Annotated in this window: 13 protein-coding genes; 8 read left to right on the top strand and 5 right to left on the bottom strand. The window is 64.7% G+C overall.

Annotated elements, in window-relative coordinates:
* Positions 1-8 precede the first annotated feature (8 nt).
* Both FJ930_RS27170 and FJ930_RS27165 read right to left on the bottom strand, forming a co-directional pair.
* Positions 9-1145, bottom strand: coding sequence for an alpha-hydroxy acid oxidase (locus FJ930_RS27170; RefSeq protein ID WP_141840840.1), 1137 nt, complete (start codon positions 1143-1145; stop codon positions 9-11).
* A gap of 25 nt (positions 1146-1170) precedes the next feature.
* On the bottom strand, positions 1171-1974 hold the full coding sequence (locus FJ930_RS27165; RefSeq protein WP_141840839.1) for an FCD domain-containing protein: 804 nt from the start codon (positions 1972-1974) through the stop codon (positions 1171-1173).
* 208 nt (positions 1975-2182) lie between these two features.
* Between FJ930_RS27165 and FJ930_RS27160 the strand changes: the two genes are divergently transcribed.
* The 4 genes from FJ930_RS27160 (at position 2183) to glcF (ending at position 8073) form a co-directional block, all read left to right on the top strand.
* Positions 2183-3505, top strand: a complete 1323-nt coding sequence (locus tag FJ930_RS27160) for a DUF3422 family protein (RefSeq protein WP_141840838.1) — start codon at positions 2183-2185, stop codon at positions 3503-3505.
* Between the two features lie 293 nt (positions 3506-3798).
* The gene (locus FJ930_RS27155) at positions 3799-5295 is read left to right on the top strand and encodes an FAD-linked oxidase C-terminal domain-containing protein (protein WP_141840837.1); all 1497 of its coding nucleotides are present in this window, start codon (positions 3799-3801) and stop codon (positions 5293-5295) included.
* Between the two features lie 238 nt (positions 5296-5533).
* The gene (locus tag FJ930_RS27150) at positions 5534-6739 is read left to right on the top strand and encodes an FAD-binding protein (RefSeq protein WP_141840836.1); all 1206 of its coding nucleotides are present in this window, start codon (positions 5534-5536) and stop codon (positions 6737-6739) included.
* An 8-nt stretch (positions 6740-6747) separates the two neighbouring features.
* Complete coding sequence (glcF, locus tag FJ930_RS27145; protein ID WP_141840835.1) at positions 6748-8073, top strand: glycolate oxidase subunit GlcF; 1326 nt, start codon at positions 6748-6750, stop codon at positions 8071-8073.
* Positions 8074-8084: 11 nt separating this feature from the next.
* Here the strand turns inward: glcF and FJ930_RS27140 are convergent, their stop codons facing one another.
* Both FJ930_RS27140 and FJ930_RS27135 read right to left on the bottom strand, forming a co-directional pair.
* Positions 8085-9005 carry a bifunctional 5,10-methylenetetrahydrofolate dehydrogenase/5,10-methenyltetrahydrofolate cyclohydrolase gene (locus tag FJ930_RS27140; protein ID WP_140610926.1) on the bottom strand — a complete coding sequence of 307 codons (921 nt, stop codon included), beginning with the start codon at positions 9003-9005 and terminating at the stop codon, positions 8085-8087.
* Positions 9006-9294: 289 nt separating this feature from the next.
* The gene (locus FJ930_RS27135) at positions 9295-10044 is read right to left on the bottom strand and encodes a L,D-transpeptidase (RefSeq protein ID WP_141840834.1); all 750 of its coding nucleotides are present in this window, start codon (positions 10042-10044) and stop codon (positions 9295-9297) included.
* 212 nt (positions 10045-10256) lie between these two features.
* On the opposite strand from FJ930_RS27135, the gene FJ930_RS27130 reads away from it, so the two are divergent.
* Entirely contained in the window at positions 10257-10895 is a 639-nt protein-coding gene (locus tag FJ930_RS27130) for a DNA-3-methyladenine glycosylase I (protein WP_140766228.1), read from the top strand.
* Positions 10896-10925: 30 nt separating this feature from the next.
* On the opposite strand, the gene FJ930_RS27125 is transcribed toward FJ930_RS27130, so the two are convergent.
* Positions 10926-11174 (bottom strand): hypothetical protein, encoded by a 249-nt coding sequence (locus FJ930_RS27125; RefSeq protein ID WP_140748853.1) that lies wholly within the window; start codon positions 11172-11174, stop codon positions 10926-10928.
* Between the two features lie 222 nt (positions 11175-11396).
* On the opposite strand from FJ930_RS27125, the gene hisS reads away from it, so the two are divergent.
* From hisS to hisG, 3 genes are read left to right on the top strand one after another with little or no spacing between them, the layout of a single operon-like run.
* Entirely contained in the window at positions 11397-12920 is a 1524-nt protein-coding gene (hisS, locus tag FJ930_RS27120) for a histidine--tRNA ligase (protein WP_141840833.1), read from the top strand.
* Positions 12917-14038, top strand: coding sequence for an ATP phosphoribosyltransferase regulatory subunit (locus FJ930_RS27115; RefSeq protein ID WP_141840832.1), 1122 nt, complete (start codon positions 12917-12919; stop codon positions 14036-14038). Before hisS ends, FJ930_RS27115 begins: the two co-directional genes overlap by 4 nt.
* Positions 14035-14736, top strand: coding sequence for an ATP phosphoribosyltransferase (gene hisG / locus FJ930_RS27110; protein WP_141840831.1), 702 nt, complete (start codon positions 14035-14037; stop codon positions 14734-14736). The genes FJ930_RS27115 and hisG overlap by 4 nt, the downstream gene beginning before the upstream one ends.
* Positions 14737-14744: the final 8 nt, after the last annotated feature.

Raw genomic sequence — 14744 nt, 5'->3', positions numbered from 1 at the left:
GTCACTGACTAGCGCCGGAGCTGGTCCTTGCCCATGTCGGTGACCAAACGCTTTCCGCACAGCGCCAGCGTGATGTCCATCTCCTTGCGGATGATTTCCAACGCTTTGGTAACCCCTTCCTTGCCGAGCGCGCCCAGGCCGTAAAGAAATGGCCGGCCGATATAGGTGCCCTTGGCGCCGAGGCAAAGCGCTTTCAACACGTCCTGGCCGGAGCGGATGCCGCCATCCATATGGACCTCGATCTGATCGCCGACCGCATCGGCGATTTCCTCAAGCACCATGATCGACGATGACGCACCATCGAGCTGACGCCCGCCATGGTTGGAAACGATGATCGCGTCGGCGCCGGTCCTGGCCGCCATCAGCGCGTCTTCCTTGTCGAGGATGCCTTTCAGGATCAGCTTGCCGCCCCAGCGCTCCTTGATCCACGCCACGTCCTTCCACGACAGCTGCGGATCGAACTGCTCCGTCGTCCAGGACGACAGCGAAGAGACATCGCCGACGCCCTTGGCATGGCCGACGATGTTGCGGAAGGTGCGACGCTTGGTGCCGGCAATGCCCAGGCACCAGCGCGGTTTGAGGGCCAAGTCGATGATGTTGGTCAGCGTCATCTTGGGCGGCGCCGAAAGCCCGTTGCGGACATCCTTGTGGCGCTGGCCGAGGATCTGCAGGTCGAGCGTCAGCACCAGCGCCGAGCATTTCGCCGCCTTCGCCCGGTCGATCAGGTCGAGCACGAAATCCTTGTCGCGCAGAACATAGAGCTGGAACCAGAATGGCTTCTTCGTCACCGAGGCGACATCCTCGATCGAGCAGATGCTCATCGTCGACAGCGTGAAGGGCACACCGAATTCCTCGGCGGCCTGCGCCGCCAGCATCTCGCCATCGGCGTGCTGCATCCCGGTCAGGCCCGTCGGCGCCAGGGCCACCGGCATCGACACTTTCTGGCCGATCATGGTTGATTCCAGCGAGCGGTTGCTCATGTCGACCAGCACGCGCTGGCGGAACTTGATCTTCTGGAAGTCTTCCTCGTTTGCGCGATAGGTGCTCTCGGTCCAGGCACCGGAGTCGGCATAGTCGAAGAACATCTTGGGCACGCGCCGGCGCGCGAGATCCTTGAGGTCTGCGATGGTGAGAATGTCGCTCATGATGGTCCCCGCTTGATCGAATTGACTAGGAGCGTCTGCGTGCTGGTTCGGTATCGCCGGCCTCCGAGCGCTGCCGCAGTCTGAGCCGCGACACGCGTTGCCAGTCGCCGCTGCGCTCGGCTTCCGCCATCGACCGCTCGACATAGGTCATATGGTCCATCGCCGCCTGACGGGCTCCGGCTGGATCGCCGGCCTTCACCGCGGCATGGATCGCCCGGTGTTGCGCAAGCAGCGCCTCGCGCGCGCCGGGCACGGTGAACACCAGCAGCCGGTTCTGGAACACGCCTTCCGACAGCAGCCGGTAGCAGGAGCGCAGCGTGTGCAGCAGCAGGATGTTGTGCGCGCATTCGCAGATCGCGTGATGGAACTCGACGTCGATTTCGGCCTCGTCGTCGAAATCGCCGGTGCGATGCGCCTCGTCCATGCGCGCCATGATGCGGTCGAGCAGCGCAAGATCCTCGGGGGTGGCGCGCCGCGCCGCATATTCGGCGGCTATGCCTTCGATCTCGCGGCGGTATTCCAGATAGTCGGTCACCGCCTTGCGATGCATCGAGATCAGGTCCGCCACCGGTTTGGTGAACAACTGGCCGATAATGTCGGCGACATGCGTGCCACCGCCTGGGCGCGTGGTCAGCAGGCCGCGTCCTTCGAGCGCCTTCAGCGCATCGCGCAGGATCGGCCGCGACACGTCGAATTGGCGTGCCAGCTCGCGCTCGCCCGGCAACCGGTCGCCCGTGCGCAGCACGCCTTCGAGGATGAGGCTCTCGATCTGCTGCACCACCTCGTCGGCGGTGCGCGAATGCTCGATCCTGGAAAAAATATCGCTCAACAGATTGCCTGGAAGGTGAACCGGTATCACGCAGGATAAAGCCTGCGTCGCCAACTGGTCAAATTATTTATCCAATTGGTCAGGGTGGGCCGGCATTGCCGCGCGCTGTTCCATCACCTTCGGCTAAGCTTTGCTGTTTGCGTCATCAGGCGATTGGTCCTAGAGGGACGCGACTGCAAGAGGGTCAAGGAAACCCGGGGGACCAGCCGTGTCAGACGACCCGTCCAATCTCGAATTCCAGCCGCGTGCCAAGGGCAGCGTCATGGGCTTCCCCGCGCATGAGGGCCGGCCCGGCGCGCTGGGCGAGGTGCATGCCCGGCCGCATCCGCTGATCGAAAAGCCGCGCGTCCTGGTGCAACTCGCCTTCATGACCGAAGGCGGTTCCGGGGTCGATCATGCCGTGCTTTCCGAACTGTCGCGGCGTCTTGGCATTGCCGCGCCCGACCGCCAGGCGCGTCACCACGCCATGAAGTGGGGCAAGGGCTCGCTGCGCTGGGAGCGGCATACGGAATTCTCGACTTATCTGTGGGAAGGGCCGCTCTCCGAAAACGGTAGGGGGCAGGAGGATTCGCCGTTCGGCAACGGCTTTTCGCCGCCGGGCACCGTCATTTCGGGCATCCGGCTCGAGATCCGCAAATGGACACAGGTGAGCGAGCGGTTGATCGCCGATTTCGACCCGACCAGCCTGTGCTACTCGCTGGTCGAGCGCGGCAACGCGGCAATCGTCACCGATTTCCGACAGGATGGCGACGGCATGACCCGCATACTGGTGCTCGATCGCGGCCTGACGCCGGCGCGCACCGGGGCGCTGTCGCAGCGACTGATCGACATCGAAACCTACCGCACGCTCGCCATGCTCGGCCTGCCGCTGGCGCTGACCTTGTCGGGCCGCGCCCGCCGCATCGAGGACAGGCTGGCCCTGACCACGCTGGAAATGAAGGTCGCCGAGACCCGCGACAGCCAGACGCTGCTCGCCGACCTCACCGAACTTGCCGCGGAACTGGAGGCGGATGCGGCCTCGAGTCTTTACCGCTTCGGCGCCAGCCGCGCCTATGACGGCATCGTGGTCGAGCGGCTGGAAGCACTCGAAGAGGAAGCCGTGCCCGGCTACGACACCTGGGAAGGGTTCCTGCAGCGCCGCGTCGCACCCGCCATGCGCACCTGCCGCTCGGTCGAGGAGCGCCAGGCCAACCTGTCGCGCAAGCTGACCCGCGCCACGACGCTGCTGCGCACTTGGGTCGATGTCGAGGTTGAAAAGCAGAACCGCGACCTGCTCGCTTCGATGAACAACCGCGCTCGCCTGCAACTGCGGCTGCAGCAGACCGTCGAAGGCTTGTCGGTCGCCGCCGTCTCCTATTATGTCGTCGGCCTCATCGGCTATGTCGCCAAGGGCGCCTCGATCTTTGGCCATGCCTTCGCGCCGGAAGTCGTCACCGCCGCTTCGGTGCCGGTCGCCATCCTGCTGGTCTGGTGGGGCGTGCGCCGTGTGCGCCGCATGCATTCCGAGCCCGGCAAGCACGCCGGCGAATAGGCGCGTAGTCTCCCCCCGCGAGGGGGAGATGTCGCCAAAGGCGACAGAGGGGGTCGCCTCGCGTAGAGCGCCAACCCCTCCTTCGCGCCAGGAGATGAAGTCGGGATCTAGGTGAGACGACCCCCTCCGGCCGCTTCGCGTCCACCTCCCCCTCGAGGGGGGAGGGCAGCGGCAGATTGCCGCTGCGGAAGCCCGTCTCGACCTCGACTTGCGGTCTCGACCAAAGCAGCATTTGCAACGGGCGTGCCGTACTGGTAAAAGATTTTGACCAGTCAACCAGAATGAGGCTGCTGATGTCCGGCCTGGCCATGCCGCAACCTGACGATGCCACGATGCGCCATCGCGACGAGATCGTCGCCGACATGCGCATCATCGTGCCGGGCGAGGGCGTGGTCGATGCCGCCAACGCCATGCGGGCCTTCGAGAGCGACGGGCTCACCGCCTATCGGCAATTGCCGCTGGTCGTGGTGCTGCCTGAAACGGTGGCGCAGGTGTCGCGCGTGCTGAAATACTGCAACGACCGCAACATCCGTGTCGTACCGCGCGGCTCCGGCACCTCGCTCTCGGGCGGCGCACTGCCGCTGGAAGATGCTGTGCTGCTGGTCATGAGCCGCTTCAACCGCATCCTCCAGGTCGACTATCCCAATCGCATCGTCGTTGCCCAACCGGGCGTTACCAATCTCGGCATCACCACCGCCGTCGAGCAGGAGGGCTTTTACTACGCCCCCGATCCATCCTCCCAGATCGCCTGCTCGATCGGCGGCAATGTCGCGGAAAACTCCGGCGGCGTGCACTGCCTGAAATACGGCCTCACCGCCAACAATGTGCTCGGCATCGAGATGGTGCTGATGAATGGCGAGGTGGTGCGGCTCGGCGGCAGCCATCTCGACGCGGAAGGCTACGACCTGCTTGGCGTCATGACCGGTTCGGAAGGACTGCTCGGCGTCGTCACGGAGGTCACGGTCCGCATCCTGAAGAAGCCTGAGACGGCGCGAGCCCTGCTGATCGGCTTTCCGACCAGCGAGCAGGGCGGCCAGTGTGTCGCAGACATCATCGGCGCCGGCATCATTCCAGGCGGCATGGAAATGATGGACCGTCCCGCGATCCAGGCGGCGGAGGATTTCGTCAATGCCGGCTATCCCCTCGATGTCGAGGCGTTGCTGATCGTCGAGCTCGACGGGCCTGTCGTCGAGGTCGATCATCTCATCACCGCGGTCGAGGCGATCGCCATCCGCAACGGCTCGACCACCTGCCGCATCTCGCAGTCCGAGCAGGAGCGCTTGAGCTTCTGGGCCGGCCGCAAGGCAGCCTTCCCGGCGGTCGGCCGCATCTCGCCCGACTATTACTGCATGGACGGCACCATCCCGCGCAAGGAACTGCCGCGCGTGCTGCACGGCATGCGCGAGTTGTCGCAGAAATATGGGCTCGGCGTCGCCAATGTCTTTCACGCCGGCGATGGCAATCTGCACCCGCTGATCCTCTACGATGCCAACGTACCGGGTGAACTCGACAAGGCCGAAAGCTTCGGCGCAGACATATTGCGGCTCTGCGTCAAGGTCGGCGGCGTCCTCACCGGCGAACATGGCGTGGGCGTCGAGAAGCGCGACCTGATGCCGGAAATGTTCAATCAGGTCGACCTCGACCAGCAGATGCGCGTCAAATGCGCCTTCGATCCCAACCACCTGCTCAATCCGGGAAAGGTGTTCCCGCAGCTCCGCCGCTGCGCCGAACTCGGCCGCATGCACGTGCATCGCGGGCAAGTGGCGTTTCCCGACATTCCGAGGTTTTGAGGGACATGTTGGTGCTTGAACACCCCCCTCTGTCCTGCCGGACATCTCCCCCGCAAGGGGGGAGATTAGCAGTTCCGGCGTCTCGCCATTCAACCGACATTGGATGTTGGCGAAATCCGATGCGGCATCTGATCTCCCCTCTTGCGGGGGAGATGTCCGGCAGGACAGAGGGGGGTGTGAAGAAACGCGACCTATCACCTCTCGCCCGCTTTGCGGGGCAGAGGAAGGGCACGCGTGCATGACCATCTTCACCCCCTCCACCTCAGACGAAGTCCTTTCCACCGTCGCCTGGGCGGTGGCCGAGGAGTCGCCGCTCGAAATCCTCGGCCATGGCTCCAAGCGTGGCATCGGCCGTCCGCCGCAGACCGAACACACGCTCGACCTGTCGAGGCTCACCGGTGTCACGCTCTACGAACCCGCCGAACTGGTGCTGTCGGCGAAAGCCGGCACGCCGCTGGCCGAGATCGAGAAACTGCTGGCGGAGAACGGCCAGCAACTGGCGTTCGAACCGATGGACTATGGTCCGTTGCTGGGCGGCGAGCCGGGCAAAGGCACGATCGGCGGCGTGCTCGGCGCGAACCTGTCCGGCCCCCGCCGGCTGAAGGCCGGCGCGGCTCGCGATCATATCCTCGGCATCAATGTGATCTCCGGCCGGGGCGAAGCCTTCAAATCCGGCGGCCGCGTGGTCAAGAACGTCACCGGTTACGACCTGTCGAAGCTGATGGCCAACAGCTGGGGTACCTTGGCCGTGTTCACCGACGTTACCTTCAAGGTGCTGCCTGCGGCTGAAGCCGAAGTCACCCTGGCGATCAGGGGATTGCTTGATGATGCGGCCGCCGCCGCCATGGCCCTGGCGCTCGGCTGCAGCGCGGAAGTGTCGAGCGCCGCCCATCTGCCCGAGCGCATTGCCGCGCGCGTCGCCGGCGGCGCGCTCGGCAGCGATGCCGCCACGCTGCTGCGCGTCGAGGGCTTTGGTCCGTCGGTTGCCTATCGCATTGCCGCGCTGAAGACGCTGCTCGGCAAGGCCGGGCCGCTGGAGGAGATTGCCGGCGAGGCTTCGCGGCTGATCTGGCGCGACATACGCGATATCAGGCCCTTCGCCGATAGCGGAGAGAAGCCGGTCTGGCGCGTGTCGATGGCGCCTTCGCAAGCGCACCAGATGGTGCTGACCTTGCGCATGCAGGCCGCCGTCAGCGCCTTCTATGACTGGCAGGGCGGACTGGTATGGCTGCGCATGGAAGAGGGCGACCCGGAAGCGGCCCTGCTGCGGGGGCTGTTGCGCAAACATGGCGGCGGCCACGCGACGCTGGCGCGCGCCGCGCCCGCCCATCGCACGGCGCTGCCGGTGTTCGAACCGCAGGCGCCGGCGCTTGCCGCGCTCAGCCTGCGCCTGAAGCAGGAATTCGACCCGAAGAACATCCTCAATCCCGGCCGCATGGCCTAGGACATCAGATGCAGACGAATTTCTCATCCGCCCAGCTTGCCGATCCGCATGTCGCGGAATCGGAAAAGATACTGCGCAAATGCGTGCATTGCGGCTTCTGCACCGCCACCTGTCCGACCTATGTGACGCTTGGCAACGAGCTCGATTCACCGCGCGGGCGCATCTATCTCATCAAGGACATGCTGGAGAACGGCCGTCCCGCCGACAAGGAGATCGTCACCCATATTGACCGCTGCCTGTCGTGCCTGGCCTGCATGACCACCTGTCCATCGGGGGTCAACTATATGCATCTGGTCGACCATGCGCGCGCGCATATCCAGGAGACGTACAAGCGGCCGCTGCTCGACCGGCTGACCCGCAGCATGCTGGCCTTCGTGCTGCCTTATCCCCAGCGCTTTCGAGCCGCGCTCAAACTGGCGAAACTGGGCAAGCCGTTCATCGGCCTGTTCGAGAAGGTCCCGGCGCTTAAGCCGCTCGGCGCGATGCTCAGGCTCGCCCCGACATCGATCCCAGAGGCTTCGCCGCTGGCGTCGCCGGGCATTCATGCCGGGCAGGGCACGCAAAAGGGGCGCGTAGCCATCCTCACCGGCTGCGCGCAATCGGTACTCGACCCCGCCATCAACGACACAACGATCTCGCTGCTGACACGGCTCGGTGTCGAGGTGGTGGTGCCGCCCGGGGAGGGCTGCTGCGGCGCGCTGGTTCATCATATGGGGCGCGAGGAAGCAGCGCTTGCCTCGGCACGGCAGAATGTCGACGCCTGGACAGGCGCCATCGACCAGGGCGGTCTCGATGCCATCATCATCACCGCGTCGGGCTGCGGTACGACGATCAAGGACTATGGCTTCATGCTGCGCCTCGATCCGGCCTATGCCGACAAGGCCGCGCGTGTGTCGGCGCTGGCCAAGGACATCACCGAATATCTGGCAAGCCTCGATCTGCCCGAGCCGGTGCGCAAGCCAGGCACGGTCGTTGCCTACCACTCGGCCTGCTCGATGCAGCATGGTCAGAAGATCATCCGCCAGCCGAAGGAACTGCTGGCCAGGGCCGGTTTCATCGTGCGGGAGCCGCGCGAGGGCCATCTGTGCTGCGGCTCGGCCGGCACCTACAACATCCTGCAGCCCGAGATCTCGGCCAGGCTGCGCGACCGCAAGGTGAAGAACATCGAGGCGACCGGCGCTTCGATCATTGCCACCGGCAACATCGGCTGCATCACGCAGATCGCGTCCGCCGCGAAGTTGCCGGTGGTGCACACGGTAAAATTGCTCGACTGGGCCTATGGCGGGCCGAAGCCAGACGGTGTGCTCGAGAACAGCCTCATCGCGGCAGAATAAGAATCGGGAGCCTATTCGGCCGCGAGCCTGTCCGCCGTACCGTAAGTCGCCTCGTAAAGCGCGCGCTGCCGGCTGAGCGCCACCATCGTGTTGCGCAGCAGGATCGCCACCGTGATCGGGCCGACGCCGCCTGGCACAGGCGTGATCCAGGAGGCGACCTCGCGCACGCTTTCGGTATCGACGTCGCCGACGATGCGGCTCGCCCCATCCGGCCCGATTTCGGAATTGATGCCGATGTCGATGACGGCAGCCCCTGGTTTCACCATGTCGGCCTTGATCAGCCGCGGCTTGCCGACGGCGACGAACAGCGCATCGGCGCGGCGTGCATGGGCGGCGACCGAGCGCGTCATGTGGTGGCAGACCGTGACGGTCGCGCCTTCGCTCATCAGAAGGAAGGCGATCGGCTTGCCGACGATTTCCGAATGGCCGACGACCACGACTTCCAGGCCCTTGAGATCGAGGCCTGTCTCCTTCAGCAACTCGACCGAGGCGGCCGCCGTGCAGGGCGCGAGATCGAGCTGGTTGTAGACGATGTTGCCGATCGAGGCCGGATGCATGCCCTCGACATCCTTCAGCGGATGCACCGCCGCCTGCAGCGTCTTGATCGGAATATGCGCTGGCACCGGCCTCTGGATGATGATGCCGGTGACGCGCGGATCGGCGTTCAGGCCATGGATTGCCGCCTCCAATTCGCCTGAGGTGATGGTGGCGGGAAAACGTCTTTCCTCGAAATCGATACCGGCGAGCTGAGCCTTGGCACGTTGGTTGCGCACATAGACATCGACGGCATCCGTATCGCCGACGGTGATCGAGATCAGCTTGGGCGGAAAACCCTCGGCTTTGGCAATTGCCGCATCCTGACGCACGGCGGCGATGATGCGTTGGGCAACCGGGCCGCCCTTGAGATAGCGGCTGTCGTCGGACAGGGACATAGTTCGAACCTTTGGTGGGGAGATTGTGCACTGCAATAGCAGAGCATGGCCCGGAAATCAGCCCTGAAAACGAAACACCGTGCCTCCGGGGCGACCTGTCGCACCATGAAACGAAAAGGGCAGCCCGGTTACCCGTGCTGCCCTCTCGTGACTGGCCGTATCCCCACACGGCCCGTCCCCCGTTAACTCGTTGCCAGTCTAAGCACGTCTTCCAACAGCGCGCTATGGCTTGAGGGCAACAGCGCGCCAAAACCTTCTCAGCACTGCTTAACCGGCTGATTCGCTGTCACTATATCACCTCGACCGTGGTTCCGACATTGACCCGTTCATAAAGGTCGACGACGTCCTCGTTGCGCATGCGGATGCAGCCCGACGACACCGCGCCACCGATCGTCCAGGGCTGGTTGGTGCCATGGATGCGATATTCGGTCGTGCCGAGATAGAGGGCGCGGGCGCCGAGCGGGTTCTCGATGCCGCCAGCCAGATAGGTCGGCAGGTAGCGGCCCTTGGCCGCTTCGCGCTTGATCATCTGCGCCGGCGGGCGCCAGTCCGGCCAGACACGCTTGTTGGTGATCTTGTGCGTGCCCGACCATTCGAAGCCCGGCTTCCCGGTGCCGACGCCGTAGCGCCGCGCCTTGCCGTTCTTCTCGACCAGATAGAGGAAATTCTGCGTCGTATCGATCACGATCGTGCCTGGCTTCTGCCCACCGTCATAGTCGACTTCCTGCGGCAGGTAGATCGGGTTGATCTGCGGGCGCATCACCATGCGCTTGGCCGGCGTCTGCACGGCGGCCGTCTGCAAGCGGTCGGGCTGTGCTTGCGGCTGCGCATAGCGCGGGCGCGGCTGCTGCTGCGCGACCGAACGGTTCTGCCGCACGATGCCGGGCGCATGGCCAAGCTGCAGCACCCACGGGGCGGAAAGGTCGGGGCTCACCATCACGGGCGGCCTGTCGGCATAGCGGTCGCCGGCGGTGGATGGCGTGACACCGGCGGCAAACACAGCCACGGCGCCGAGCAAGGGAAACAGGACTCTCTTCATCGGGAACGCACCTTGATCGTCTGATACAACCGGGTGGAAACGCTCCCCGGTTCAGCGATCATTGGCGCGCCAGCGGCAACCGAAACATGAATCGGAATGCGTAAAATGCGGAACTGTCAGTAAACCTTTTGGTGTGGTTACCGCCGCGTTCAGGAATCTGGTAAAGCCACGGTAAAGCAGCGCAAAAGTGCGTTAAGGAATGGATTTTAGGCATGCAACAAGAAAACACCGGCCTGCTCGCCGGTCCCGACGGTGTCGCGCGCTGCTTCTGGCATGGCAATCTGCCCGACTATCTGCACTATCACGATCATGAATGGGGCCGGCCGGTGGCCGATGACCGCAGGCTGTTCGAAAAGATCTGCCTCGAGGGCTTCCAGTCGGGCCTGTCGTGGCTGACCATCCTGCGCAAGCGCGAGAATTTTCGCGAGGCCTTCGCCGGCTTCGACTTCGACAAGGTCGCCGCCTTCACCGACAAGGATGTCGAGCGCCTGCTCGGCAATGCCGGCATCATCCGCCATCGCGGCAAGATCGTCTCGACCATCAACAACGCCAAACGCGCCCGTGAAATGGCCGACGAATTCGGCTCGCTGGCCGCCTGGTTCTGGAAGTTCGAACCCGGCAAGGAGGAGCGGCCCGAGATCGTTGATCTCGCCCATCTACGCGCCAACCCGACCACGGCGGTCTCGGTACGGATTTCGAAGGAACTGAAGAAGCGCGGCTGGAGCTTCGTCGGCCCGACCACGGTCTACGCCTTCATGCAGGCCATGGGCCTGGTCAACGACCATCTCGAAGGGTGTGTCTGCCGCAAGGAGGTTGAGAAGGAACGGAAGGCATTCAAGCGGCCGAAGTAGCGGCGGCGCCTGCGCCCCGGCGCCGGCCTATCAGGCGCCGATGGTTCTGGACATGTAAAGCCCGGCGAAAATGGCCGCCACGATGGCAAGAGCAGGGTAGATCACCAGCAGTCCGGTCACTAGCGCATCGCGCATGGTGGGCCCAGCGACTTCACCGGATGTCGGCTCGAATGGGCCCGCCGCATGGCTTGTCATCTTGTGAATATGGGTGTTGGCAGGGCGTAGATGCGCACATACGTCGCCAGCGTCAACGATATCGAATTTCCGTCCCGTCGCCATCGCCAAATCCCCTTGTCTCCGCGCGATTTGTCGGTTGCGATTGTGTCGGCACAATGCTGCTTGTGGCGGAATTGGTGCATTTCCCTAGTGGTTTGGTACGGCTTGCCGAAGCGGGCTTCGCCTGGCCTTGCCGCACCAATCAGCATCGGTTAGGACACGCGCATTGCGAAAATCGCAACATTGTTGACCTGCAAACATCACGAAACACCAGGTGCCCAACTCATGGCCGACAAATCGGAAAAGACGAAAGCGCGGCTGCCGCGCGGGTTTGCCGACCGCGGCGCCGAGGACATCCGCGCCGTCGAGAAGATGATGGCGACGATCCGCTCGGTCTATGAGCTCTATGGTTTCGAACCCGCCGACCAGCCGCTGATCGAATACACCGATGCGCTGGGAAAATTCCTTCCCGATCAAGACCGGCCGAACGAAGGCGTGTTCTCCTTCCAGGACGATGACGACCAGTGGCTGTCGCTGCGCTACGACCTGACCGCGCCGACGGCGCGCTTTGTCGCCGAGAATTTCGAGCGCCTGCCCAAGCCCTACCGCAGCTATCGCTCGGGCTGGGTGTTCCGCAACGAGAAGCCCGGTCCAGGCCGCTTCCGCCAGTTCATGCAGTTCGACGCCGACACGATCGGCACGCCGGGCGTCGCCGCCGACGCCGAAATGGCGATGATGATGGCCGACGTGATGGAAGCGCTCGGCATCAAGCGCGGCGACTACGTCATCCGCGTCAACAACCGCAAGGTGCTCGACGGCGTGCTGGAGGCGATCGGGCTTGGCGGCGAAGAGAATGCCGGCCGCCGGCTGACGGTGCTGCGCGCCATCGACAAGCTGGACAAGCTTGGGCCGGAAGGCGTGCGGCTCCTGCTTGGTCCGGGGCGCTGGGATGGCGGCAAGGAAGGCGAAGGCGACTTCGCCAAGGGCGCCGGGCTGAACGACGCACAGGCCGAAGCCGTTCTTCTTGCGACGGCAAGGAACGGACAGGCTGGCCAGGATTCCAATGTCGGCGCGAACACGACTTACCAGGAGGGCGTTGGCGAACTCGCGACGATTGAAGCCCTGGTCAGGGCGGCGGGATATCGCGAGGACCGTATCGCCATGGACCGCTCGGTCGTGCGCGGTCTCGAATATTACACCGGCCCCGTCTTCGAGGCCGAACTGCTGGCCGAAATCCCCAATGAGGACGGCCAGATCGTGCGCTTCGGCTCGGTCGGCGGCGGCGGGCGCTATGATGGCCTGGTCTCGCGGTTCCGTGGTGAGCCGGTGCCGGCGACTGGCTTCTCCATTGGCGTTTCGCGGCTGATGACGGCGCTGAAGAACCTCGGCAAGCTCGACACTTCGGAGGTGATCGCGCCGGTCGTCGTGCTGGTCATGGACAAGGACATCGAAAGCCTCGGCCGCTACCAGAAGACGGTGGCGGAGCTGCGCGCCGCCGGCATCCGCTCCGAAATGTATCTCGGCGGCGCCGGCATGAAGGCGCAGCTCAAATATGCCGACCGGCGCGGCTGTCCTGTCGCAATCATCCAGGGCGGTGACGAGCGCGCAAAGGGCGAACTGCAGATCAAGGACCTGATTGAAGGCGCGCGCATGTCGGCCGAGATCACCGATAATGCCGAATGGCGTGCGGCGCGGCCGGCGCAGGTGACGGTGGCCGAGGGTGATCTGGTTGCGGAGGTGAAGAAGATTTTGGCTGCGCAGGCATCCGATCGCGCCAAGGGGGGTGCCTCGCGCCCAACCTTTCCATGACCTCCCGCTACCCCGCCATTTCAACCGACATCACCAGCCTCTTCGCCGCCCGCGACACCCATCCGGTCGAGGTAGCTGTGTTGCAGCCGGCCGATCCGTTCCTCGACATGGCCGGCGAGGACTTGCGCCGCCGCATCTTCCTCACCGAAAGCGAGACCGGCCAGACGATGTGCCTGCGGCCGGAATTCACCATCCCGGTCTGCCTCGACCATATCCGCTCCCAGGCCGGAACGCCGCGCCGTTATTCCTATCTGGGCGAAGTGTTTCGCCAGCGCCGCGAAGGCGGCAACGAGTTCTTCCAAGCCGGCATCGAGGATCTCGGCGACCGCGACACGGCTGCAGCCGATGCCCGCTCCGTGGCCGACGCGCACGCACTGCTCACGCTGGTGCTGCCCGGCCAATCCCTCACGGTCACGCTGGGTGACCAGGGCATTTTCGAGGCGGTGCTCGCCGCCCTCGGGCTGCCGCGCGGCTGGCGCATGCGCTTGGCCCGCGCCTTCGGTTCGGCGCCGATGCTGCAGGCAGCCCTTGCCGATCTCGCCAATCCGCCGCGCAACGGCCAGCTTTCCGGCCCGGTCGCGGCACTTGTCCTCGACGGTGATCTCGAAGCCCTTTCGGCGCACATTGCCGGTGGCATGGAGGAAGCCGGGCTCTCGGCATCGGCCGGCCGTTCGCCGTCCGACATTGCCCGGCGATTGATCGAAAAGGCCGAATTGCGCAGCGTGCGGCTGTCGAACGAAGCCTTCGCGGCGCTGAAGGGCTTTCTGGCGATCGACGTGCCGCTCGATGGCGCGGCGCACGCGCTGGACACCTTCGCCGACGGCGCCGGGCTTTCGCTGGGCGCAGCGCTTGAAAAGTTTGCCGCCCGCGCCAGGGCGATCGAGGCGCATGGTTTGCCTGCGGGAAAAATCCGCTACGACGCCGCCTTCGGCCGTCCGCTGGACTACTACACCGGTGTCGTCTTCGAGATTGCCGCGCAGGATGGCGAGCGTCCCCTGGCCGGTGGCGGCCGTTATGACCGGCTGCTGACGCTGCTCGGCGCCAGGACCGCGATCCCCGGTGTCGGCTTTTCCGTCTGGCTCGACCGCATCGAAGCGTTGCGGGAGACGGCACGATGATCACGCTGGCGATCCCGTCGAAGGGCCGGCTGAAGGAGCAGGCGCTGGAGGCGCTGGCCAAGGCCGGCCTCGCCATCAGCCTGCCCGGCGACGAACGCAAATATCATGCCCGCGTCGAGGGCCTGGACAATGTCGAGGTCGCCTTTCTGTCGGCTTCCGAGATAGCGGGCGAGATCGGCCAGGGCGCGGTCGATCTCGGCATCACCGGCGAGGACCTTGTGCGGGAAAATCTCGCCGATTGGGAGACCCGCGCCGAGATCTTGGCCCGCCTCGGCTTCGGCCATGCCGATGTCGTGGTGGCGGTGCCCGAAATCTGGCTCGATGTCGACACCATGGCCGACCTCGACGACGTCGCCGCCGATTTCCGCCAGCGCCATGGCCGACGCCTGAGGATCGCCACCAAATACTGGCGGCTGACGCAGCAGTTCTTCTCCCAGAAACACGGGATCCAGGTCTATCGCATCGTCGAGAGCCTCGGCGCCACCGAAGGCGCGCCGGCCGCCGGGCTTGCCGATGTCGTCGTCGATATCACCACCACAGGCTCGACGCTGCGTGCCAATCATCTCAAGGTGTTGAGCGACGGCGTGGTCTTGAAGTCGCAAGCCTGCCTGGTCGCATCAAAGAAAGCTCGTTCCGCAGGCGATGAAGCCATCTTGCGCGACATCGTCACGAAAATGAGCGCTCTCCCTCCCCCTTGAGGGGAGGG

Source organism: Mesorhizobium sp. B2-4-15, from assembly GCF_006658505.1.
Taxonomy (GTDB): Bacteria; Pseudomonadota; Alphaproteobacteria; order Rhizobiales; family Rhizobiaceae; genus Mesorhizobium.
This window is presented reverse-complemented; position numbering and strand designations above follow the sequence as displayed.